General features: G+C 40.9%; 20 protein-coding genes, 1 pseudogene and 1 riboswitch. Of the genes and pseudogenes, 17 read left to right on the forward strand and 4 right to left on the reverse strand.

The annotated features are described in order from the left end of the window. The first annotated feature begins 1 nt into the window (after position 1). The 5 genes from GCA01S_RS20910 (at position 2) to GCA01S_RS08930 (ending at position 4,333) form a co-directional block, all read left to right on the forward strand. Positions 2 to 544: a sensor histidine kinase gene (locus GCA01S_RS20910; protein ID WP_255212271.1), complete on the forward strand. Its 543-nt coding sequence runs from the start codon at positions 2 to 4 to the stop codon at positions 542 to 544. 9 nt (positions 545 to 553) lie between these two features. Beyond that, positions 554 to 1,243 carry a response regulator transcription factor gene (locus tag GCA01S_RS08915; protein ID WP_042409173.1) on the forward strand — a complete coding sequence of 230 codons (690 nt, stop codon included), beginning with the start codon at positions 554 to 556 and terminating at the stop codon, positions 1,241 to 1,243. Between the two features lie 16 nt (positions 1,244 to 1,259). Continuing rightward, complete coding sequence (locus GCA01S_RS08920) at positions 1,260 to 1,784, forward strand: hypothetical protein (RefSeq protein ID WP_042409176.1); 525 nt, start codon at positions 1,260 to 1,262, stop codon at positions 1,782 to 1,784. A gap of 717 nt (positions 1,785 to 2,501) precedes the next feature. Then, positions 2,502 to 3,386, forward strand: coding sequence for a putative RNA methyltransferase (locus GCA01S_RS08925; protein ID WP_017435920.1), 885 nt, complete (start codon positions 2,502 to 2,504; stop codon positions 3,384 to 3,386). A 197-nt stretch (positions 3,387 to 3,583) separates the two neighbouring features. After that, a complete protein-coding gene (locus tag GCA01S_RS08930; protein WP_042409179.1) occupies positions 3,584 to 4,333 on the forward strand; it encodes a MerR family transcriptional regulator in 750 nt (249 codons plus the stop codon). Between the two features lie 152 nt (positions 4,334 to 4,485). Here the strand turns inward: GCA01S_RS08930 and GCA01S_RS08935 are convergent, their stop codons facing one another. Then, positions 4,486 to 4,941 carry a DUF2269 family protein gene (locus GCA01S_RS08935; RefSeq protein WP_042409183.1) on the reverse strand — a complete coding sequence of 152 codons (456 nt, stop codon included), beginning with the start codon at positions 4,939 to 4,941 and terminating at the stop codon, positions 4,486 to 4,488. A 308-nt stretch (positions 4,942 to 5,249) separates the two neighbouring features. Here GCA01S_RS08935 and GCA01S_RS08940 point away from each other — a divergent pair, with 308 nt between their 5' ends. The 3 genes from GCA01S_RS08940 (at position 5,250) to GCA01S_RS08950 (ending at position 8,736) form a co-directional block, all read left to right on the forward strand. Then, positions 5,250 to 5,699 (forward strand): SgcJ/EcaC family oxidoreductase, encoded by a 450-nt coding sequence (locus GCA01S_RS08940; protein WP_042409271.1) that lies wholly within the window; start codon positions 5,250 to 5,252, stop codon positions 5,697 to 5,699. A 646-nt stretch (positions 5,700 to 6,345) separates the two neighbouring features. After that, on the forward strand, positions 6,346 to 7,506 hold the full coding sequence (locus GCA01S_RS08945) for an acyl-CoA dehydrogenase family protein (RefSeq protein ID WP_017435914.1): 1,161 nt from the start codon (positions 6,346 to 6,348) through the stop codon (positions 7,504 to 7,506). Positions 7,507 to 8,025: 519 nt separating this feature from the next. Continuing rightward, complete coding sequence (locus GCA01S_RS08950) at positions 8,026 to 8,736, forward strand: DsbA family oxidoreductase (protein WP_042409185.1); 711 nt, start codon at positions 8,026 to 8,028, stop codon at positions 8,734 to 8,736. Between the two features lie 58 nt (positions 8,737 to 8,794). On the opposite strand, the gene GCA01S_RS08955 is transcribed toward GCA01S_RS08950, so the two are convergent. Then, the gene (locus GCA01S_RS08955) at positions 8,795 to 9,259 is read right to left on the reverse strand and encodes a DinB family protein (protein ID WP_042409187.1); all 465 of its coding nucleotides are present in this window, start codon (positions 9,257 to 9,259) and stop codon (positions 8,795 to 8,797) included. 63 nt (positions 9,260 to 9,322) lie between these two features. Then, a pseudogene (locus GCA01S_RS19285) lies at positions 9,323 to 9,490 on the reverse strand (ATP-binding protein); the annotation flags it as partial. 55 nt (positions 9,491 to 9,545) lie between these two features. Here GCA01S_RS19285 and GCA01S_RS08960 point away from each other — a divergent pair. The 8 genes from GCA01S_RS08960 (at position 9,546) to GCA01S_RS08995 (ending at position 17,442) form a co-directional block, all read left to right on the forward strand. Then, positions 9,546 to 9,806 carry a DUF3949 domain-containing protein gene (locus GCA01S_RS08960; RefSeq protein WP_042409189.1) on the forward strand — a complete coding sequence of 87 codons (261 nt, stop codon included), beginning with the start codon at positions 9,546 to 9,548 and terminating at the stop codon, positions 9,804 to 9,806. Between the two features lie 264 nt (positions 9,807 to 10,070). Further along, positions 10,071 to 10,709 (forward strand): response regulator transcription factor, encoded by a 639-nt coding sequence (locus GCA01S_RS08965; protein WP_042409273.1) that lies wholly within the window; start codon positions 10,071 to 10,073, stop codon positions 10,707 to 10,709. Positions 10,710 to 10,718: 9 nt separating this feature from the next. Further along, a complete protein-coding gene (locus GCA01S_RS08970; protein ID WP_017435905.1) occupies positions 10,719 to 11,825 on the forward strand; it encodes a sensor histidine kinase in 1,107 nt (368 codons plus the stop codon). 118 nt (positions 11,826 to 11,943) lie between these two features. Then, positions 11,944 to 12,879, forward strand: a complete 936-nt coding sequence (locus tag GCA01S_RS08975; protein WP_017435904.1) for an ABC transporter ATP-binding protein — start codon at positions 11,944 to 11,946, stop codon at positions 12,877 to 12,879. A 36-nt stretch (positions 12,880 to 12,915) separates the two neighbouring features. Further along, positions 12,916 to 14,037: an ABC transporter permease gene (locus GCA01S_RS08980; protein WP_042409191.1), complete on the forward strand. Its 1,122-nt coding sequence runs from the start codon at positions 12,916 to 12,918 to the stop codon at positions 14,035 to 14,037. 1 nt (position 14,038) lies between these two features. Further along, positions 14,039 to 15,184, forward strand: a complete 1,146-nt coding sequence (locus tag GCA01S_RS08985) for an ABC transporter permease (protein WP_042409194.1) — start codon at positions 14,039 to 14,041, stop codon at positions 15,182 to 15,184. Positions 15,185 to 15,293: 109 nt separating this feature from the next. After that, entirely contained in the window at positions 15,294 to 15,980 is a 687-nt protein-coding gene (locus GCA01S_RS08990; protein ID WP_042409196.1) for an N-acetylmuramoyl-L-alanine amidase family protein, read from the forward strand. A gap of 136 nt (positions 15,981 to 16,116) precedes the next feature. Next, positions 16,117 to 17,442, forward strand: coding sequence for a S8 family peptidase (locus GCA01S_RS08995; RefSeq protein ID WP_042409200.1), 1,326 nt, complete (start codon positions 16,117 to 16,119; stop codon positions 17,440 to 17,442). A 17-nt stretch (positions 17,443 to 17,459) separates the two neighbouring features. Here the strand turns inward: GCA01S_RS08995 and GCA01S_RS09000 are convergent, their stop codons facing one another. Continuing rightward, entirely contained in the window at positions 17,460 to 19,406 is a 1,947-nt protein-coding gene (locus GCA01S_RS09000) for an LTA synthase family protein (RefSeq protein WP_221198348.1), read from the reverse strand. A gap of 508 nt (positions 19,407 to 19,914) precedes the next feature. Between GCA01S_RS09000 and GCA01S_RS09005 the strand changes: the two genes are divergently transcribed. Next, the gene (locus tag GCA01S_RS09005; protein ID WP_042409204.1) at positions 19,915 to 21,255 is read left to right on the forward strand and encodes a TrkH family potassium uptake protein; all 1,341 of its coding nucleotides are present in this window, start codon (positions 19,915 to 19,917) and stop codon (positions 21,253 to 21,255) included. Positions 21,256 to 21,398: 143 nt separating this feature from the next. Beyond that, positions 21,399 to 21,540, forward strand: a riboswitch (cyclic di-AMP (ydaO/yuaA leader). Positions 21,541 to 21,624: the final 84 nt, after the last annotated feature.

Genomic DNA, 21,624 nt, shown 5'->3' on the forward strand with positions numbered 1-21,624 from the left:
CATGGATCATCTAATCGATGATTTGTTTTTGTTCTCTAAACTGGACTTAAAAAGGGTGCCATTCCACTTTGAGAATATCGACATTGTTGATTATTTAACCGATTGCGTGGATGAACTGCGGTATGATCCGAATCTGAATGGCGTGAAGATGAACTTTCTATATGACGGAAAGGGGCCCGTAACCGTCGTCGCGGATCGCGAACAACTTCGTCGAGTCATTATGAATATCGTGGATAACAGTATCAAATATAAACGGGATAAAACGCTGGAAATCGGATTTGATCTAATCGTTGGAGAAAAGGATGTTACCATCGCTATTTGCGACAACGGGCCTGGAATCGAAAGAGAAGCGCTTCAACGTATCTTTGAGCGATTTTACCGGGCGGAGAAATCACGGAATACCGAGACTGGCGGCAGCGGGCTTGGACTGGCCATTGTGAAGCAAATCATCGAAGAACATGGCGGGAAGGTATGGGCGGAAAGCCAAGCAGGAAAAGGTACGACCATATATTTCACGTTGCAAAAATCAAAGGCAATGAAGTGAGGAATAGGCATGAAACGAATATTAATCATTGAAGATGATACCGTGATCGCAGAAGTACAAAAGGATTACTTGGAGGCAAGCGGCTTTTCGGTAGATATTGCTTCAAGCGGAGACAAAGGTTTAGAGATGGCGTTGAACGGGTCGTATGATCTTATTCTTCTGGATGTGATGCTTCCTCATACAGATGGATTTGAAATATGCAGGCAGGTTCGTAAAGTACAGAACATTCCTATTCTAATGGTTTCGGCTAAGAAAGAAGATGTAGATAAAATCCGTGGTTTAGGGATGGGGGCTGACGATTACATCATCAAACCTTTCAGCCTCGGCGAGCTGGTTGCTAGGGTTAAAGCTCATCTTTCTCGTTTCGCAAGGCTGGTCGGTAGTGTTGAACGAAAAACAGAGGAAATTCGTATCCGGGGTATTGTCATTGATAAAGGGTCACGCAAGGTTTTCATCAATGGAAAGGAAGTAATGCTTACATCGAAAGAATATGACTTGTTGCTGTTGTTTGTAACGCACCCGAATCAGGTTTTTAGCAAGGAACAGATCTTTGAACGAATATGGGGGATGGATTCGTTCGGTGATATGGCCACTGTTACCGTGCATGTCAGTAAACTGCGTGAGAAAATTGAGCTCGATCCGTCCAACCCGCAATACATTCAGACTATTTGGGGAGTGGGTTACCGGTTTAACTTATAGATAGGAGGATACTGGTATGAAGAAAATCGGATTAACACCTAAGAAATGGCTGTTAACCTTGCACATCTTATTTGCGGCTATCATGTTTGGCGTAACCGTCACTTTCTTGGTTTTAAGCATTGCCGCGGCGGTCACGACGGATGAGGGCGTGCTGAAGGCTTCCTATACAAGTATGCATCTTTTAGCCAAAACGTCGGTTAGAGCATCCACGATCGGCACCGTAGTTACTGGCGTATTGCTTTCGTTGCTTACCCATTGGGGTTTCTTCCGATATTATTGGATCATCGTCAAAGAGTTGTTAACGATTCTTTCGATCGGTCTTGGTATGGTGGGGATGTACTTATGGTCATTAAAAGCCGTTTCTATTATAACTGTTCAAGGAATGGAATCCCTGCAAAATCCCGATTTTTTGGTTAATCGAACATACCTTTTCATCGGAATATCACTACAGATTGTTTCGCTTATAGCGATGTTTATCCTTTCAGTGTTCAAACCATGGGGAAAAAGGGAAAAGAAATCTAAATTGTCGAAGAAGCATTAAATGTGAACATTTGAGTCGGCATCGTTCTTAACTTCGTTATCGTTGAGTGGCTTATCTTAAAAAAACAAAAAAATCACTAAGATTGATTGAGAGCCTTTTTTGCTTTAATATTTTTTACTGTTGATGATAAGGTAATTATTATGTTATACTACTATCGACTTTTGAGAATGGAGGGTTTCCTTGTGGCATTTTATAGACTTCGATCCCAAGCTTTGAACGGGTAATTGAATACGTTCAAAGGCTCTGCCTGTGTGTAGAGCAAATGGGATTGGTCTGCCTATTTTTAAGGAAACCTATTGTTATACGATTATGAGAATATGAGAAAAAGAGGGGGACGAATCTGTCCCCCTTTTATGTCTTTAAAAATAGAAAGCCATACAAAGGTAAGGAATGCTTCTTAGTATGCTTATCCACGTAAAGATATGCTTGAATTTTGTGCTGCAGTTCAGGATGGTTGCTAAAGATTTATTACGAGTGGATCAGCTTTGTTAAGTATGCCATTCTTTGTTGGAAGACCAGAATGATAACCAGGGAAGGATTTTTGTTTTCTTCTGAAAATAACTTATCTTTTTTGGTTTCTTAGATAGGTCCACATTCCTTTACTGAAACACAGGCAGATCGCCTGTGTTTTTTATTTTGTAAAAGTAAGGATATATATGAAAAGCAAAAAAGTACAAAAATAACTAATTATGATGAAGGGTGGGAGGCATTGTTAAAATGAGCAAAAAAATAATATGTGCCAAACTGATCAATAAATTTGAAAAGATTTTTCAATGTCCCATTTGTTCATCCCCTATGGGAATCGTGGACTTGAAAAGTTTAGTTTGCTCTAACAACCATACTTTTGATATCGCTAAGCAGGGATATGTAAATTTGATGACTCGTCCTCTCGCAACGAAGTACGATAAGGAATTATTTGAATCACGTAAGATTATTGCTGAAAATGGATTTTTTGAACCATTGCACAAGATGATTAGTGAATGGATAAAAAATGAAGTGCGTTTAGAGGGAGAAACGGTGAAAATACTAGATACGGGATGCGGAGAAGGTTCGCATTTATCCAGCATCAAGCAGAAAATCAGCTTTCCTTCCGCCGGCGAAGTCTTGGGAGTGGGGATTGATATAGCTAAAGAAGGTATTTTGGTAGCGGCTAAGAATCATTCCAACATGATTTGGTGCGTCGCTGATCTTGCTCACAGCCCTTTTAAGGATAACACATTTGATGTAATCCTTAACATCTTGTCGCCAGCAAATTATAGAGAATTCCAAAGACTGTTGAATGGCAATGGTATCGTCATAAAAGTGATTCCTCGAAGTGATTATCTAAAAGAACTAAGAGAAGTTTTCTTTGATGAACCGGAAAAGCAGTCTTATTCTAATCAAAAGACCGTTCGAAGATTTAATGCTAACTTTGAGGCTGTAGATAAGTTTCGATTGTGTTATAGTGTTTCCTTGAATCAATCGCTGATTCCGCCGCTGATTCGTATGACTCCTTTATCATGGTCTGCAACAGCGGAAAAGGTACAGGCATTGTTAAATATGAATGTAGGCGAAATAACCATCGATCTAGATATTTTAGTTGGAAAAAATAAAACAAAATAAGGTCATTTTGCGTTTACAAATGGCTTTGTTTCAGGAGACGGATAAACAGAAAGAAAATGGCTGCTTTTTCACACCGTTCGGATCTCTGAACGGTGTTATGCATATTTTGTGCATCGAGTGCAATATTTTTTCAAAACTTGTGTTGACTCTCATGCCACGTGATACTTTATAGTGAGTGTTGAAGGGAGGCCAAAAGGATGGCGATGAGAGTAAAAGAGGTTGCGGATTTAGTTGGCATTAGTGTGCGCACACTGCATTATTATGATGAAATCGGGTTATTGACCCCAGAGAAGACAACGGAATCCGGTTATCGCCTTTACACGGATGATGACCTTGAGGAATTGCAACAAATCTTATTTTTTAAAGAACTTGGCTTCCCTTTGAAGAAAATTAAAGAAATTATCAATAATCCTTCATTTGATCGGCATAAGGCGTTGGTGCTGCAACGAAAAATGTTGCTGGAGAAACGCAGACGGCTTGATAAAATGATTGCTACGATTGATAAGACCATTCAGCATATGAAAGGGGAAATTCAAATGACGAACAAAGAGAAATTTGAAGGTTTTGATTTTCGTCATAATCCATACGAACAAGAAGCCCGTGAACTTTGGGGAGATGAAGCTGTCGACAAAGCAAACGCTAAAATCGGGAGCATGTCTAAAGCAGAACAAGAAGCTATGGTTCGAGCAATGAATTCGATCTATAAAAAACTTGCGGCCCTTCGCCACGGTTCGCCTGAATCAGAAGAGGCACAAGCCGCAATTAAAGAATGGTATGACTTTTTGAACCATAACTTCGGCAATTACTCACTCGAAGCATTCAAAGGATTAGGTCAAATGTATGTGGATGATGAACGATTCACCAAAAATATCGACCAATTTGGTGAAGGCTTAGCGAAATTTATGCGCGATGCCATGGCGGTTTTCGCGGATCAAAACAAAAAATAATGTGAACAAAAGCAGGGCATTGCCCTGTTTTTGTTCAGACTGTTGAAGCTCCAAGTCATTATGACCTAGGGGCTCAAGTTTTGATAGACGGATGAGGGGTTTATAGGCTATTTATGAATTTTTAAATAGATTTTCTGCATATCCGCACATGCTCAAAATGGTTTTAGAATCATAAGTGCAATAATGATTAAAAAAATACCATTTTCTATGTGCTCGTAACGAAAAAGCTGATTGGATAAACGTATATATTCCTCTGGTATGTCTTCTCCTTTATAAGTTTCTAACAAATGTTTTAATGGTTTTGATTTAGGTGCTAATACAAGCGGTCCCATCGCGAGTGCAATTAAGAAGAGAACAAGGCTTGTCACATACCAACCCATTTGAAATAAGCCTGGATTTAAAAATCCCATTAACAAACCTGTAATAAGTAAAAGCGTCCCCCCGATCATAACGAACGTATGCAGCTTCCGTCTAATTGCGTAAGCATATTTAAGTTGCGTCATTGTTTTTGCCGATTTTACGACATGAATTAAAATAAAACCCGGCCCCATCCCTAATATCGCTGAAAAAATATGTATAAAAACAAGAATTTTATAAAATGTTGTCATAAGAATCTTCCTCTCTGCTGAGGTAAGTTGCGCTTTCTACCTTAATCATACACCATTTATGCTCGTATAACGCAGTGATATTTCGTACAAAATGCAAAAATTTATGCGAAGAAAACCTCTGAATTTGATAATAAAGCGCTTGTTTCATATTGTAGAATATAATTGGCCGATTTTAAAAGGGGTTTGAGAAGTCTCCCTCCTCGAAACGAAGAGAAGGGGAGATGAATCGGGAAGTTTTTGATTCCCTGAAAACGAACATATGTGCTATAATAGAGCCATCCTATCAAGCGGGGAAGGAGAACATGATTGTGAAATCTTCTGCATCAAATGAAGTCATCTCACTCTATCAAAAGCTATTAGATGCTTGGAATAACCGAAGTGCCGATGCAATGGCAGAGCAGTTTACAGAGAAGGGCGAGCTTATCGGCTTTGATGGGAGCCAGGCGATTGGACGGGAAGAGATCTTTTCTCATCTTCAACCCATCTCTGAAAATCATCCCACTCCCCCATATGTGAGCAAAGTGAAAAATGTGCGTTTTCTCGGTTCTGATATTGCCATTTTACGCGCTATAGCAGGAATGGTGCCGCCTGGACACTCAGACATCGATCCTAAACTCAACGCACATCATACACTTGTCGCAGTCAAGAGCGAAGAGGGCTGGCGGATCGAGCTTTTTCAGAATACTCCGGCTCAGTTTCATGGAAGGCCTGAGTTAGTCAAGCAAATGACCGAGGAATTAAGGCAGTTGCTTAAGTAAGTCTTTCCACCATGGTGGGATAAGCGCCTATTTTTTTATTCTTTGTCAGGTAAAAATTCAACCATTTATTTTAAGCCCCAGGTTTTAGACCTGGGGTTTAGTGTATTTTAGGCTCTCCAATGAAATGACTTGATTTTTTTGGTTTTGGCGGAAATGAATGGCTAATACCCGCAAACATTTGCCTTCTTCACGTGTTGCAAAAAGGCAACACTTTCTGAAGGATACAGCCATGATTCATGTGGTGTTTTGTTTGCAGTTTCCGTTTTTGTTGCATATTAGCAACAATATGTTGTTGTTTTGCAACAATTTTAGATGATAATATAAAAAATAATAAATAAAATTAATAAAATTTTTAATATTAATTCTTTTAAAATGCTGGTACGGGATTTGCACCATAAAATAACGGGTGCTTTGGCACTGAGGAGTGAAACGATGATTATGAAGGAAGTGATGACGAGAACTTTTGTAAAGTTTTATGGAAATGATTCTATCGAAGAAACCGCTAACTTCCTAGTCAACAAAAAAGCAAAGGGGGATTGGTATATAACCGTTTTGGCGATTTAGTCGGGGGATTTACAGAAACGGAAATTTTATTTGGATTGCAAATGGAAAAATACGACAAAGAAAAATAGGAAGGGGATATACAATGGATTTTACTTTGCCGAAAGAGATTGAATTTTTAAAAGAAAATGTTCGAAAATTCGTGAAAGAAGTAGTCGACCCGGTCGCGATGGAAATTGAAGAAAACGATCAAATTCCGGAGCACATTATCGAAAAATCGAAAGAAATGGGCTTGTTTGGGCTGAGCATTCCGGAAGAATACGGCGGCTTAGGCTTGTCAATGGTCGGCAAATGCGCGATTTACGAGGAGCTTGGGAAAACGCACAACGGCTATACGACACTGATTGGCGCACATACCGGCATCGGCACCGTTGGCATTGTCGAACTTGGCACGGAGGAACAAAAGCGGAGATACTTGCCGAAAATGGCGACAGGAGAATGGATCGGCGCGTTTGCTTTAACCGAGCCTGGCGCGGGTTCCAATGCGGCCGCATTGAAAACGACAGCGGTGAGAAAAGGAGACCGCTACATTATCAATGGCTCGAAACATTATATTACAAATGCGGTCGAAGCTCATGTCTTTACCGTAATGGCGGTTACCGATCCTTCCAAAGGGGCGAAGGGGATCACTTCCTTTATCGTCGAAAAAGACTTTCCGGGCTTTATTTTAGGAAAAGTGGAACGGAAAATGGGACTAAGAGGCTCGCATTCGGCGGAAATTTTCTTTGATAATTTGGAAGTCCCGGTTGAAAACGTGCTCGGCAAAGAGGGAGAAGGGTATGTCAATGCCTTGAAAATATTGGCGAACGGCCGCGCTGGATTGGCGGCAAGAAATTTAGGATCATGCATTAGATTGTTGGAATATTGTATGGAATACGCGCAGCAGCGCGAGCAATTTGGCAAGCCTATTTTTGAACAGCAAGCCATTCAGCATATGCTGGCGGAAATGAGCATGCTTATCGAAGTGTTGCGATCGATTACATATCGCGTCGCTTGGATGACGGACCAAAAAATGCGGGTCGTCAAAGAAGCGGCGATTGCTAAGCTGTTTGGTTCTGAAGTATATAACAAAATTGCCGATTTGGCCGTCCAAATTCACGGAGGATTAGGATATATGAAAGACTATCCAATTGAGCGTTTCTACCGTGACGCGCGGATTACGAAAATTTATGAAGGAACATCGGAAATCCAGCGCAATATTATCGCCAATGAATTAAGGAAAGAATATTCCAAAGTAAGAGTATAATTGTTTTATCCAAGGTAAAGGTTTAGGCGTTTACCTGGGCTTTTTTGTACACCATAATAGCCCGTCTCAAGAAACGAAAGAAGCAGCCTTAAGTTCATCACTTTTATGGTAGATTGTATTATTATTTTCTCCGGCGTCGCGATTGTGTTGCAGTTTTTGTAAAAAGTAATTTTTTACCATTCGTGTGAGAGAAAGACCTTTTACCATCCTCATGTTTATTATCATTTTTACGACAGCCATATCGATTTTGATATATCAATTTGTCCATGAATTTGGTTACCGTATCGAAGCGGGAGGAATGATTTGCATCCTTTTCGGCTTGCTTGTATTGGCTGTGACATGGTGGCTCAATAAGAAGTTTCGCATTACAAAATGATAATGAGCGGCATTTCTTTTACGCATGCCAAGTTCATTTATTTGAATGCCTGCCTGGAGATTCGCTACAATAAGGTGGAAACATGAATATTTCGCTTTCTTGTTGTTGATGCAACGGAGAGCCTAAACCGAGGTGCATATACGATGAAAATAGAGGTTTGGTCCGATTTTGTTTGCCCATTTTGCTATATTGGGAAACGCCGGTTGGAAGAAGCGCTTGAGCAGTTTCCGCATAAAGATCAGGTCGAAGTCGTATTCCGCAGCTTTGAGCTGGATCCCAATGCGAAAAAACAGTACGATATGACAATCCATGAAATCATCGCGAAAAAATACGGTATTTCGGTTGAAGAGGCGAAAAGGGTCAATGCCGATATTGGCAGACAGGCAGAGTCCGTCGGGCTGACGTTCCGATTTGACACGATGAAGCCGACGAATACGTTTGACGCTCACCGCCTTGCCAAATATGCCAAAGAGCAAGGAAAACTTCCAGAAATGACGGAACGGCTGTTTCAAGCCTATTTTACCGATTCGAAATGGATTAGCGACCATGATGTACTCGTCGAGCTGGCTGGCGAAGCCGGGCTGGATCGGGAGGAAGTGAAACAAGTTCTCGAAAGCAGTCGCTATACCGATGAGGTGAGAAAGGACGAGGCGGAGGCGGCCCGTTTTGGCGTCCGCGGCGTGCCGTTTTTTGTGCTGAACCGCAAATACGCGATTTCCGGCGCGCAGCCGATAGAAGTGTTTATACAGGCGCTTGAAAAAGTGTGGGAAGAGGAAAACGCAAACTCGCCATTGCAGCCGCTGGCAGCGGATGGAGGAGGCCAATGCATGGACGGCAGCTGCCAAATGGAATAGCAAGTGTATAAAAACACAACCAGACGGTCTTTGGAGAGAGCCGCCTGGTTGTGTTTTGTTATCCGCGCTTGACAAACAATGGCAAGTCGGTATGCCCCATTTCGCGGACGTATACGAAAAGCTGGCCTTTATGGTGGATTTCATGGTCCATCGCCATTTGTAAAAATTGCGCTGTCGGGATTTTCGCACCAAAAACGTTCGTGAGATCTAAAACACGTTCAAAATCTTCATTGGTAAGGGATTCCAGCAATTGCTTCGTTTTTTCTGTATATGTTTGGGCAAGCTTTTGCAAATTGGTTTCCGTTTCCTCAATTTTTTCTGTAAATAGCGCTGGATCTCCATGTTTCGCGGTGTTGGCGAATTTATAAAAGCTGAAAAGAATATGAGTGGCTAAATCTTTCGCCGACATCGACGTTGGTGTCGGTTTGTAGTCATAATGCTTTTCTTCGATTTTGTTAATTAACTCTACCGTTACATTGCGATGGGATAAAAAGTATTGCACAAGTTTTTGTGCCTGGCTCATATGCATTCCTCCCTTTGGAATTTGTTTCCCTTTCTGATTATATCAAAGAAGAACAGGATATGGTTAGTAAGGAAGTTTGACGATAAAGGTTGTCCCTTGCCCTGGGGTGCTTTCTACGTTGATCGTACCATCGTGGGCCAATACGAATTCTTTGGCAATTGCCAGACCCAGTCCCGTTCCGCCCCGATTGCGCGTTCTTGCCTCATCGGTGCGGTAAAATCGATTAAACAGCAAATGAAACTTTTGGAAATTCCGTTCGTAATATAATAAAAAAGGGGAGTATATGATGTCATCTGCATGGCTATTTTTTGGAGGCATTGCCTTGCTGTATTTCCTTGTGACGATCCCGATTCAATATTTGTATATATCGGGAATAAAAGAACGGGCAAGAAAATCGAAGCTTTCGCAAGAACAAATGTATCAGAACATGTCGTTTGAAGAAGAGCAGTTACACTTCCATATACAAGGAAACATAGCGAATCTACCGTCTACTGTTGTCGCTCATTTTTTGTATCAATTACGCCATCGTAAAAAATCAAAGGGCTAAAGAGGTAGCGGACAGACCAAATATACAGTGATCATTTCCGTCCAATCCTTATCTGTTAAATAGAATATATTTACTTAAATGTATAAAACATTATTTTGAATATGAGTAGGTAGGGACAAGGTGTCCGTTCTATCCTGTTATGCTCCTGAAGAAGCGGTAGAATGGAGGTACGGATTTTCTAGCCTGCTGTAGAGATAAAATAGTAAAATAAATGGAGATGAAAGGGTGTGAATAGGGATGAAGGACACCTCCTCGCCAAAACCGATGAAAATAAAAGTCATTATAGCCGATGATAATTCCTTTGTTCGCGAAGGAATGCGAATTATATTAAGCACGTACGATGAGTTTGAGGTCGTAGCGACAGTGAATGATGGACAAGAGGCATTCCATTACTGCAAGAATCATGATGTAGATATCGCGCTATTGGATGTGCGTATGCCGAACATGAACGGAGTCGAAGCGACCAAACTCATATGTGAGCAAACAAAGACGAAACCTCTTATACTTACTACTTTTGATGACGATGAATATATTTTAGATGCCATGCGAAACGGCGCGAAAGGATATTTTTTGAAAAATACCGACCCGGAGAGGATACGGGAAGCGATTAAAGCAGTATATAACGGAAATATCATTATGCAGGATGTCGTAATGGAAAAGATCAAGTCCAGCTTAAAAGAAGAAAAAGAAGCAGAACCTAAAATTGACAAGAGCCTTTTTACGGAACGAGAAATGGCAATTATGTCTTTCATTGCGAAAGGGCTTTCGAACAAAGAGATTTCGAAACAGCTTTTTATATCGGAAGGAACAATCGCCAATTACATCACTTCGATTTTAGATAAAACAGGATTACAGCATCGCACACAGATCGCCATTTATTATTTAACAGGAAAAATTAGTTGAGGGAGATCAATGGAGCTTTGGTTCATCCTGAGCAAACTAATCGTGTGGGTCTATGTGGCTGTCTGTTACGTGTACTCTGATAATACCGCTATTTCTTGGTTTGTCTTTTCTTCTCTTGTCTACTTTTGTATCAATATGGTCATTTACATCGTCAAAAAAGATACAGTGAAAAAGGGCGCGGTGCTGCTATCGATCGGTCTTATACTTACTGCGAGTTTCTATATTTACCCTTTATTTATTTTGCTTTTGCCCATCAATCTATATGAATTCGCTTCTGGCCATATACGTAAAAAATGGATGCTGTTTCTCTTGCTTTTGCTTCCAATTTTCTTTGTTCCAGAAGACGTATATCCTATATATGGGCTTGTTGCGTCGTTTACTTTTATGGGTGTTACCATGGCAAAACAGTACACGTTTAGAACAGAACAATTGGAAGATCATCTTGATAAAATGCGAAGAGATATACAACGGTTAACAAAAAGTTTAAATGAGTATCATGAATACATAAAGCAGTCCCAATATACCCTTCAATTAGAGGAACGAAACCGGCTGTCTCAAGAAATCCATGATAAAATCGGCCATTCCATGACCGGAGCACTCATTCAGATGGAAGCGGCGAAACGCTTAATGGATATGGACAAAGAAAAAGCAAAAGAACTATTGCAAAATGCCATCCATATTTCGAAAGAAGGAATTGAAAATATAAGAATGACATTAAAACAAATAAAGCCTCCATCCGAACAAATCGGTATGAATCGAGTGAGATTATTCATAGAGGAATTTTCGGCTAAACATCATATTCGAATTCCGCTTGTATGCAAAGGGGATTTGGAGGTCATTTCCCCTATCCAATGGAAAATTATTTATGAGAATATTACTGAAGCGTTAACGAACGCGATGAAATATGCGGAAGCAACTGTCGTTTCCGTTGAGATTCATGTACTTAACACTCTCATTAAAGTGGAAGTGAAAGATAATGGAAAAGGCGCCGAAAAAATAAAAAAAGGCCTTGGAATCATGGGAATGGAAGAACGGGCCGCTTCGGTAAACGGCACTGTAATTGTTGATGGCACAAAAGGCTTTTCTGTGACAACGTTGCTTCCTATTCTTCAATGAATGACCTCATGCAGAAAACATGAAAATTCTCATGTGAAGAAGATGAACTCCTACACTTACAGGGGTTCATCTTTTTTTCTATAATAAGCAACATAAAGCAGGTAAAGAGGGTGAAAGGATGAACATATTAGAAATCAAAAACGTAACGAAAAAATTTGGCGACTTCATCGCAGTAGATAATATGTCTTTAACGGTAGCGGAAGGGGAAATATTTGGATTCCTCGGGGCAAACGGCGCTGGGAAAAGTACGACAATCAATATGATTTCCGGGCTGCTGCGTCCCAATGCGGGTGAGATCAAGATTCTTGGAAAAGACATTGGCAAACATAGTCATTTTGCGAAAAGAAATATCGGTATCGTTCCCCAAGATATTGCGATTTATGAAGATTTAACGGCATATGAAAATGTGAAATTTTTTGCCGGCTTATACGGACTGCGTGGTTCCCAGCTACATGAGCGGGTAGAAGAAGCATTACAGTTTGTCGGATTAAGCGATAAACAAAAAAGCTATCCGAAAAATTTTTCAGGCGGAATGAAACGCAGATTAAATATTGCTTGTGCGATCGCCCACCGACCGAAGCTGATTATTATGGATGAGCCTACCGTGGGCATTGATCCGCAATCTAGAAATTATATTTTGGCCTCTGTCAAAAAGCTAAACGAAATGGGATGTACGATCATTTATACAAGCCACTATATGGAGGAAGTCGAAGAAATCTGCACGCGAATTGCCATCATCGATCATGGAAAAATCATTGCGGAGGGAACGAAAGAACAGCTTGAAGCGATTATCACGAATACAAAAGACGTTTGGATTGGAGTCAAATCAATGGATAACATGGATATCAACAAACTTAAAGCCATTAGTGGGGTAAAGGCAGTGCAATGCGAAGAAAACATGGTGAAAATTAGTTCGGATATAGGAGTCAATAACCTTAACCGCATTATTCAATGTTTGATGAATGATGGCGTAGAAATACGTTCACTGGAAGAAAAGTCGCCAAATTTAGAAACGGTCTTCCTTACCTTAACGGGAAGAAATTTAAGAGATTAGCCTTTTAACCTACCGTAATATAAAGGAGGTTTTTTCTTGAATATCGTTAATATCGCCATAAAGGAAATAAAAAGAGATTTTCGCGATGTGAGAACGCTTATTTTTATGCTTGCATTTCCGATTGTGCTCATGTTAATACTTGGTACAGCTCTTTCTAATGCTTTTGATTCCACCATTTCGGTAGAGGATATTCATGTTTTGTACAAAGACAAAACGGCTGGGGAGTTTTCCACATATGTTCGTACATTTATAAAAGAAGCAAAGAAATCTGACATTCATTTCAAAAAAGCTTCCCATCATATGGATGGGAGAAGAGAGGTCAAGCAGGGGAATTATGACGGTTACATGGAAATCGATAATCAAGGCGTACAGCTGTATACGAACAATAGCAATTCGGTCAAAGGCAGTATTATTCAAGGAATGGTGGCTGCTTTTGCCGATAAATATAATATGGTTGCGGCTGTGGCGCAAGTGAAGCCCAATCAAGTCCATATGCTGATGAACAACGGTCATCGTGATGATTATATACAAGAAACCTCCCTGCATTCTAAACGGCAACCAGGCGCCATGGACTATTATGCCATTACGATGACAACGATGATTGCTCTTTATGGAGCCGTATCGGCCAGTTATTTAATAAGGGGAGAAAGAACACGGAAAACAGCAGATCGGTTACTAGCGGCGCCAATTCATAAAAGTGAAATTTTTATCGGAAAAATACTCGGAAGCATGGTTACCAATTTTCTTTGCGTTGCCATTATCATCGTTTTCAGTAAGTTTGTCTTCAAAGCGTATTGGGGAAACCATCTTGCACTCGTATACCTTGTAGTGTTCACCGAAGTACTATTCGCCGTTAGTTTCGGGCTAGGCATCAGCTACATTGCAAGGACAGAAGGAGCTGCGAAAATGATTGTCATGGTGGTGATACAGTTAGCGTCTTTCTTTGGCGGGGCGTATTTTAAAATAGAAGCTACAAGTACAATAGCAAGGTTGATTACTAATCTTTCTCCGCTCACATGGGCAAACACGGCTATTACGAAAATGATTTATGCCAACGATTTGTCCGCCAGCTTTCCTGCCATACTCCTAAATGTCGGATTATCAGCGTTGTTTTTGCTGATTGCAGGGATGTCGCTCACAAGACGGGAGGGATTATAAGATGCGCGATCTCGTTTGGCTAATAAGGCATACATTAAAAAGGACGTTTAGCAACAAAAGGAATATACTATTATATTTTGGTACTCCATTGATCGGGATTATAATATCTCTACTTGTTTACGGCGGTTCTACAGCGAAGGATTTGCATGTCGGTATGGTAAACCATGATCCTCATTATATTACCAATGATACGATACGTTTTATCAAAAGCATTGAACATATATCGGTTACGAATGTAAAAGAATCAGAAATTGATGACAAAATCACGTCTGGAAAACTAGACTGTGTGGTTATTTTTCATTCAGGGTTTTCACAAAGCGTTCAAGAAGGACGTCCTAGCCATATTCAAATCGTTTCGATCCGGGGAACAGAAATTACAGGTTTTATCAAATCGTATCTGTATCATTACATCGATAATATTGCTGCCCTCGGCCAAATTGCAAAAGGGGATGAACATACGTTTTTGGAGATGTACAAACGTTATCAGCAAGCTCCGTTCAACATGTCAGTCCATTCGTTACAAGATACATCGAAACACAAATATATGACGTATCAAACGATCGGATATTTGCTCATGATCATGCTTTTATCGGCGGGAAATTTAGCCGAAATCATTATTAAAGAAAAAGAAAATCGAACTTATTTCCGATTATTATCCACTCCTATTAATGCAAAGCAGTATGTATTATCAAATGTCATCGTCAACATGATCGTAATGACGGGACAGATTATCATTACGCTAATCATGATGGATACAGTATTTCACATCAAAACAAATATTCCTTTTTGGCAAATGACAACGATCCTTATGCTTTTTGCCTTGGTAGCCATTGGAGTAGCGTTAATGACAGTGGCTTTTGCGAGCAGTTCCGCTTCTTCAGGAGCGATGCAAAATTTATTAACGGTTCCTACATGCATGCTTGCTGGATGTTTTTGGCCAGTGGATATTATGCCTGCATTTGCGCAAAAAATGGCTGATTTTCTTCCGCAGCGGTGGGCGTTAGATACGCTATTGAAATTACAGCAAGGGCATCATTTCGGAAGCTTATATTTAAATATACTGATTCTCTTTGCCTTTGCGCTCGCTTTTTTCTTAATTGCTGTTTACAAATTTGGGAGAAATCATAGTGTGGGCAATTTTTTATAACCAATGTCTCTTTCCCATGGTTAGGCAAATATAGGTGATCATTTTACAAAACATCACTATATATTAGTATTAGGATACGATACCATGAAGAATAGATTGAGGTGAAAACATGCCCAAAATCTTTATCGATCCGGGGCATGGCGGCAAAGATACAGGCGCGGTTGGAAACGGGCTGCAAGAGAAAGATATTACGTTATCCATTGCATTGGAGATGCAACGCATATTGCAAGACGAATATGAAAACGTTTCTGTGCAGTTAAGCCGTAAGAGCGATACGGCTGTACCATTAAGTCAGCGGGCGGCAAAAGCGAACCGCTGGGGTGCCGACGTTTATCTAGCCATTCACGTAAATGCTGGGGGAGGAACGGGGTATGAGGATTATATTTATGAAGGACTTTCCGATCATTCCAAAACAGCGCGGATTCGCGATATCATTCACGAAGAAGTGGTACGGGCGACAGGATTCCGCGACCGCGGGAAAAAGAAAGCAAACTTTTACGTGCTAAGAGAAACGGCCATGCCAGCGGTGCTTACGGAAAACGGATTTGTCGATCGAGAGGAAGACGCGGAAAAGTTGAAAGATCCTGCTTTTCTGCAAACGATCGCAAGAGGGCATGTGAATGGGTTAGCGAAAGCATTCCACTTAACAAAAAAGTCAGATGCGAACGATTTGATTCGTGTCATTGTCGATGGGAAACAAATCGGTGTCTATGAAGACAAGGAAAATGTATTGAAACAAGTAGAATACTATTTAGAAAAGGCTAATAAAATCGAGATGGAACGAGTGAAAAGATGAGTTTGTATAGCAAAGCCTATCGCACTTTGTGAAGTGCGATAGGCTTTTTTGATTGGTTTGTCTCAAGATACAAGCCGTTGCCAATCCCCTCCTTTTTCATAGAGTATATCAAGGTTTCACTAGAGGAGGAGATCGAATGTACGGATATTCTATTGTTCAGCTAGCGCGTAATTACGCACATAAATTAGACCGTCCTTTGCGTCATTTTATGGTAAGTATGTATAAGCCTTTTATATATACTCCGTGTATTATTCATAAACATCTAGAAAGATGGATGAAAAAGACGAAAAAAATTCCAGTCATCATTCATTTTCATGATGAGGATGGTATTTTCGCTCTCAAGGAAATCGAAAAACAACATTTTCGCATGAAAATTCATCATCAATTCCGTTATATCCCTTCGTGCAGTGCCGAGGTGACTCCGCAAGCGTTAGAGCAAATTTTACAGCGCTCCGATGTGAAAAAAATATACTTAAACCGAAAAGTAAGCGCGCTATTGAATAATGCTGTTCCATCAGCGAATGCGAAACATGTGACAGTGAACGGGACAACGTTAAGCGGAAAAGGGGTAACGATTGCGATTGTTGACACAGGAATTTATCCGCATCCGGACTTGGAAGGACGGATTGTTGAGTTTGTCGATTTTGTTAATGGGCGTACTGCCCCGTATGATGATAATGGACATGGAACCCATTGCGCCGGCGATGCGGCGGGAAACGGCCGCATGTCTTCCGGATTGTATGCGGGGCCGGCATATGAGGCAAATGTGGTAGGAGTAAAAGTGCTGAACAAGGCAGGAGCTGGCACCCTTGATACAATCATTCGCGGAATTGAATGGTGCATCCAATATAATGAAACGAATCCAAACAACAAGATTGATATTATTTCACTGTCACTAGGCGGCGAACCGCAGCCGTTTCCTGCCGAAAATGACGATCCGCTTGTGCAGGTGGTGGAAAAGGCATGGGATCATGGCATTGTCGTCTGTGCTGCAGCTGGAAATGCGGGGCCGGAATATAGAACGATTTCTAGTCCAGGAATCAGCGATAAAATTATTACCGTCGGAGCCCTCGATGACCTTGATACGGCCGAGACAAGGGCGGATGATAAAGTTGCCGATTTCTCCAGCCGAGGGCCTACCAATTACGGGGTGACAAAGCCTGATATTGTCGTGCCGGGAGTCAATATCATTTCGCTGCGCGCGCCGAGATCCACGTTGGACAAATATCAGAAACAAAGTCGCATCGACCAATATTATACGAGCATGTCAGGAACATCCATGGCGACACCGATTTGCGCGGGCATTGTTGCTTTAATGCTGCAGCATAAACCAAATGCCACGCCAGATGAAATTAAACAGGCCCTAAAAGAAGGTACTGATCTATGGAAAGGGCTTGACCCTAATGTATATGGAGCGGGGTATGTCAACGCCAAAAAAGCAATTGAATTACTAAAAGCATAAAAAAGAAGAGGAAAGCGTTATTCGCCGCTTCCCTCTTCTTTATCTTTGCGATTATTGTTGTAATTGTATTTGGACGGATCGACCGGCTTAAATCCTTTCGGAGTATAGAACCGCAACAAATCACCGTATACGACTTTATCGGAAAGGTCCAGTTTCGTACGGGCAATTTGTTCCATTCGTTTAATTTCTGGAGTTTCTTTCAACGGTTCGCCCGTCTTCGAATCATAATATTTTCCGTTTACCGCCGTTACGGTCGGAGTGACGAAGTTGCCGTTGCGGAACGGCACGATTTCCTGATGTTCCGGCGACAACAGGTCTGTACCGAAATGGACATAATTTTTTGTATCAATGCCTAACAGGTGAAGAACTGTCGGCAATAAGTCAATTTGTCCGCCGTATTTATGAATAACGCCGCCTTTGACGCCAGGAATATGGATAAACAAAGGAACTCGTTGTAATTGCGCGTATTCAAACGGCGTAATTTCTTTTCCTAGTAGTTGTGACATTGCTTTATTATGATTTTCGGAAATTCCATAATGGTCACCATATAAAATGATGACGGAACGGTCGTATAAGCCGGATTTTTTCAGATAATCAAAGAACTCTTTTACCGCTTCGTCCAAATAACGGGCGGTTTGGAAATAACGGTCTACCGAGCCATCGCCTGTATCCGCCGGTTTGATCGTTGCGTCTTCCTCGCTAATTGGATAAGGAAAATGGTTTGATAGCGTGATAAATTTGACATAAAACGGTTCTTTCAACGATTCCAACAATGGAATCGATTCTTTAAAGAACGGTTTGTCCTTTAATCCATAGTTAAGCACATCGTGGTCATTCATATCATAGTAGCTTGCATCAAAGAAATGATCGAACCCGAACGATTTATAAATTTCATCACGGTTCCAGAACGTTTTATAGTTACCATGGAACACCGCCGACGTATATCCATACTGGCGGAGAATTGCCGGTGCTGCTTGATACGTGTTTTGTCCTTTGGTTGTAAACACAGCTCCTTGTGGCAAGCCGAACAGCGAGTTTTCTAACATGAACTCTGCATCCGATGTTTTCCCTTGACCGGTTTGATGGAAGAAGTTATCAAAGTAAAAGGTGTTCGGATCACGCACAAGCGAATTTAAAAATGGAGTTACTTCTTGGCCATGCAATTTATAGTTAATCAAAAAGTTTTGGAACGATTCTAAATGAATGTAAATTACATTCATTCCTTTTGCGACACCGAAATACTTCGGATTTGGTTTCGCATATGTTGCTTGTACATGGTTTAAAACCGTTGTAATATCGCTTTTATTCGCAAACGCGCGCTGTGTCGAAGATTTCATGCTTTGCACAGCGTCATAAATTAAGTAGTTGTAGACCCCTAAATATTTCACGATGTAGTTTCGGTCAAACGTTCTTGTCAGCAGTTGCGGGCGGTCCACTTCAGCCAGCGCAAGGTTCGCGGTAAAAATGAGGACAGCAGTCGCGAACACAATGCTTTTTTTGTAGCGTCCGACCTGCACTGCTGGCAGGGAGAAACGTTTCGAAGCGACAATCGCTATTAAAATAATCGTATCTAAAAAATAGAAAATATCGTACCACTTGAGCAATTCCCAAATACTTCCGCCAAGATCGCCAAAGTTTTTCGTCTGCGTGAGCGTTGGAAATGTAATAAAGTCGCTAAAGAAACGGTAGTATACAATATTGGCGTATAAAATAAACGATAAGATGAAATTAATAATAATGAGCCATGTATACGCTCGTTTTCCTTTCGCCAATAACGCTAATCCTAAAAAGAAAACAGCAGAGCTGATCGGGTTAATAAACAGCAGAAACTCCTGCATGGAATTGCTGATGCCCAGATTAAATTCAGCTAGATAAGCTACATACGTTTTCATCCAAAACAAAAATACAGCAAAAATAAAAAAAACAATATATTGGTTAGGGAGAGAACGGTATTTGTTTAACAGTTTTGCACCAATCCTCTTCACGTTCTCTTCGCCTCCTTGTTTATTATTTGAACGCCTAGTGCAATGGATAGCACATATACATATATGAACAACAGCTGCACAAAGTGCTGCGTGCAGCATGCGAGGCATTCTGTCATTATTTTACGTTGAAAAATCTCCACGTCAAGTAGCATAATACCTATTTTATATAAAGTCAATGGAATGTTTTTATTCTATTTCCACTTTATTTTCGCTTTCCTCGCTGTCTGTCCCCCCTTTCTCTGCCATTTGCCAAGCGTTTCTTTCTGTTTTATATAGACGAAAGTGGAAAGGAAATGGTTTCACGTTTATGGAAAAAATTCTGTCCAATTGAACGGCCATGCCCTCTAACCATTTTATTAAGCGAGTGACGCATTATGATAAAAAATAATTGGATGTACCGGATTTTGCTGTTTCTTGGTATATTTTTCTATGCATAACCTGTAACTATGTAGAAATTAGAATGAAGAAAAGAGGAAGGGATACTAGGATGACCACGGCACGGAAATATTATTTAGACCCACCGAAAGTATTGGTGACTGGATTTGCCGTGATTATTTTCATCGGTGCTATGTTGTTAATGCTTCCAGTGGCGACGAATGATGGAAAAGGATTGTCTTTTTTAGATGCGTTATTTACGGCAACATCGGCTACATGTGTAACGGGATTAGTGGTTGTTGATACGGGAACGACGTTTACCCTATTTGGGCAGCTTGTTATTTTAGCGCTTATTCAAGTAGGCGGACTTGGATTTATGACATTTGCAACGATGTTTGCCTTTCTGCTTGGAAAGCGGATTTCGTTGCAAGAACGGTTATTGCTTCGAGAAGCGATGAATAATTTAACACTCGAGGGAATCGTCCGTTTAGTGAAGAGGGTATTAATTTTTACGGTAATAATTGAAGGGATCGGCGGCCTTGTATTGGCCATTCGTTTTGCATTTGATATGCCGCCGCTAAAGGCTTTCTATTTTGGGATGTTTCATGCGATCTCCAATTTTAATAACGCAGGTTTTGATTTAATGGGAGATTTCCGAAGTCTAACAGGATATGTGGAAGATCCAGTTGTTACGCTTGTTGTATGCGCCCTTATTATTTTAGGTGGCATTGGTTTTATCGTCATAAATGAGGTGTACGAATATCGGCAGACGCACCGCTTTTCCCTTCATACAAAAGTCGTCGCCGTAACGAGCGGCCTCTTGTTAGCATTTGGCACGCTGCTCATTTTTTTGTTTGAGCTTCATAATCCAAAAACGCTCGGGCCATTATCTCCGCTTGGCAAGTTTTTGGCCTCCTTCTATCAGGCGGTAACACCAAGAACGGCTGGATCGAATACGTTGAATATTCCTGATTTAACGCAGCCGACATTGTTTTTGATTATATTTCTTATGTTTGTTGGCGCCTCTCCCGGTTCAACTGGCGGCGGCATCAAGACGACCACTTTTGCGACATTATTGGGAGCGGTTTGGTCGCAAATACGAGGAAAAGAGGATGTCGTCTTTTTTAAAAAGCGGATTATGTATGATACGATTTATAAATCGTTAACCGTAACGATCAGCGGTTTGTTTATCGTTATGTTTGTAACGATGCTGTTAACGATTACGGAAAAAGGAAAAGACTTTTTAATGATTTTATTTGAAGCAACGTCGGCATTTGGCACGGTAGGATTGTCTATGGGACTGACACCGGAGCTATCTCCATTCGGAAAGGTGTTAATTATATTTACGATGTTTGCGGGAAGAGTCGGGCCATTAACGATCGCTTACGCTGTAACATTGCATCGCAAGCCGGATCCGTTCCGCTATCCAAAAGGGAAAATTATGATTGGTTAAGCAAGAATGCAAAAATAAGCAAAAGTGTGAGAAAGAAAGAAAAAGAAAAGATAAAATGAGCCAAATCGTGTTCACTTCCTTCCTTTTGCTCCTTTACAGGGAAACAAGAAGCGAGTAATATAGCTGCTATGATGCAACACTATATAGGGAAATCGCTGAATCCTTAATGGAGCGGGGGACCCAATGTTGTAACGTCCGTTACTTGGGGTGAATCCTGAAAAGGAAGGGCTATCTCTCCATGCCCTAACCCGACAGCTAACCTCGTAAGCGTTCTGGGGAGGGATGTAAAGGGAAATGTTCGCCTAATCTAACCGTTGAGTACATCCTCAACGGTTTTTTTCTTTTTGAATGATGATGGATGAAAAAGGA

This window comes from Parageobacillus caldoxylosilyticus NBRC 107762 (assembly GCF_000632715.1).
Taxonomy (GTDB): Bacteria; Bacillota; Bacilli; order Bacillales; family Anoxybacillaceae; genus Saccharococcus; species Saccharococcus caldoxylosilyticus.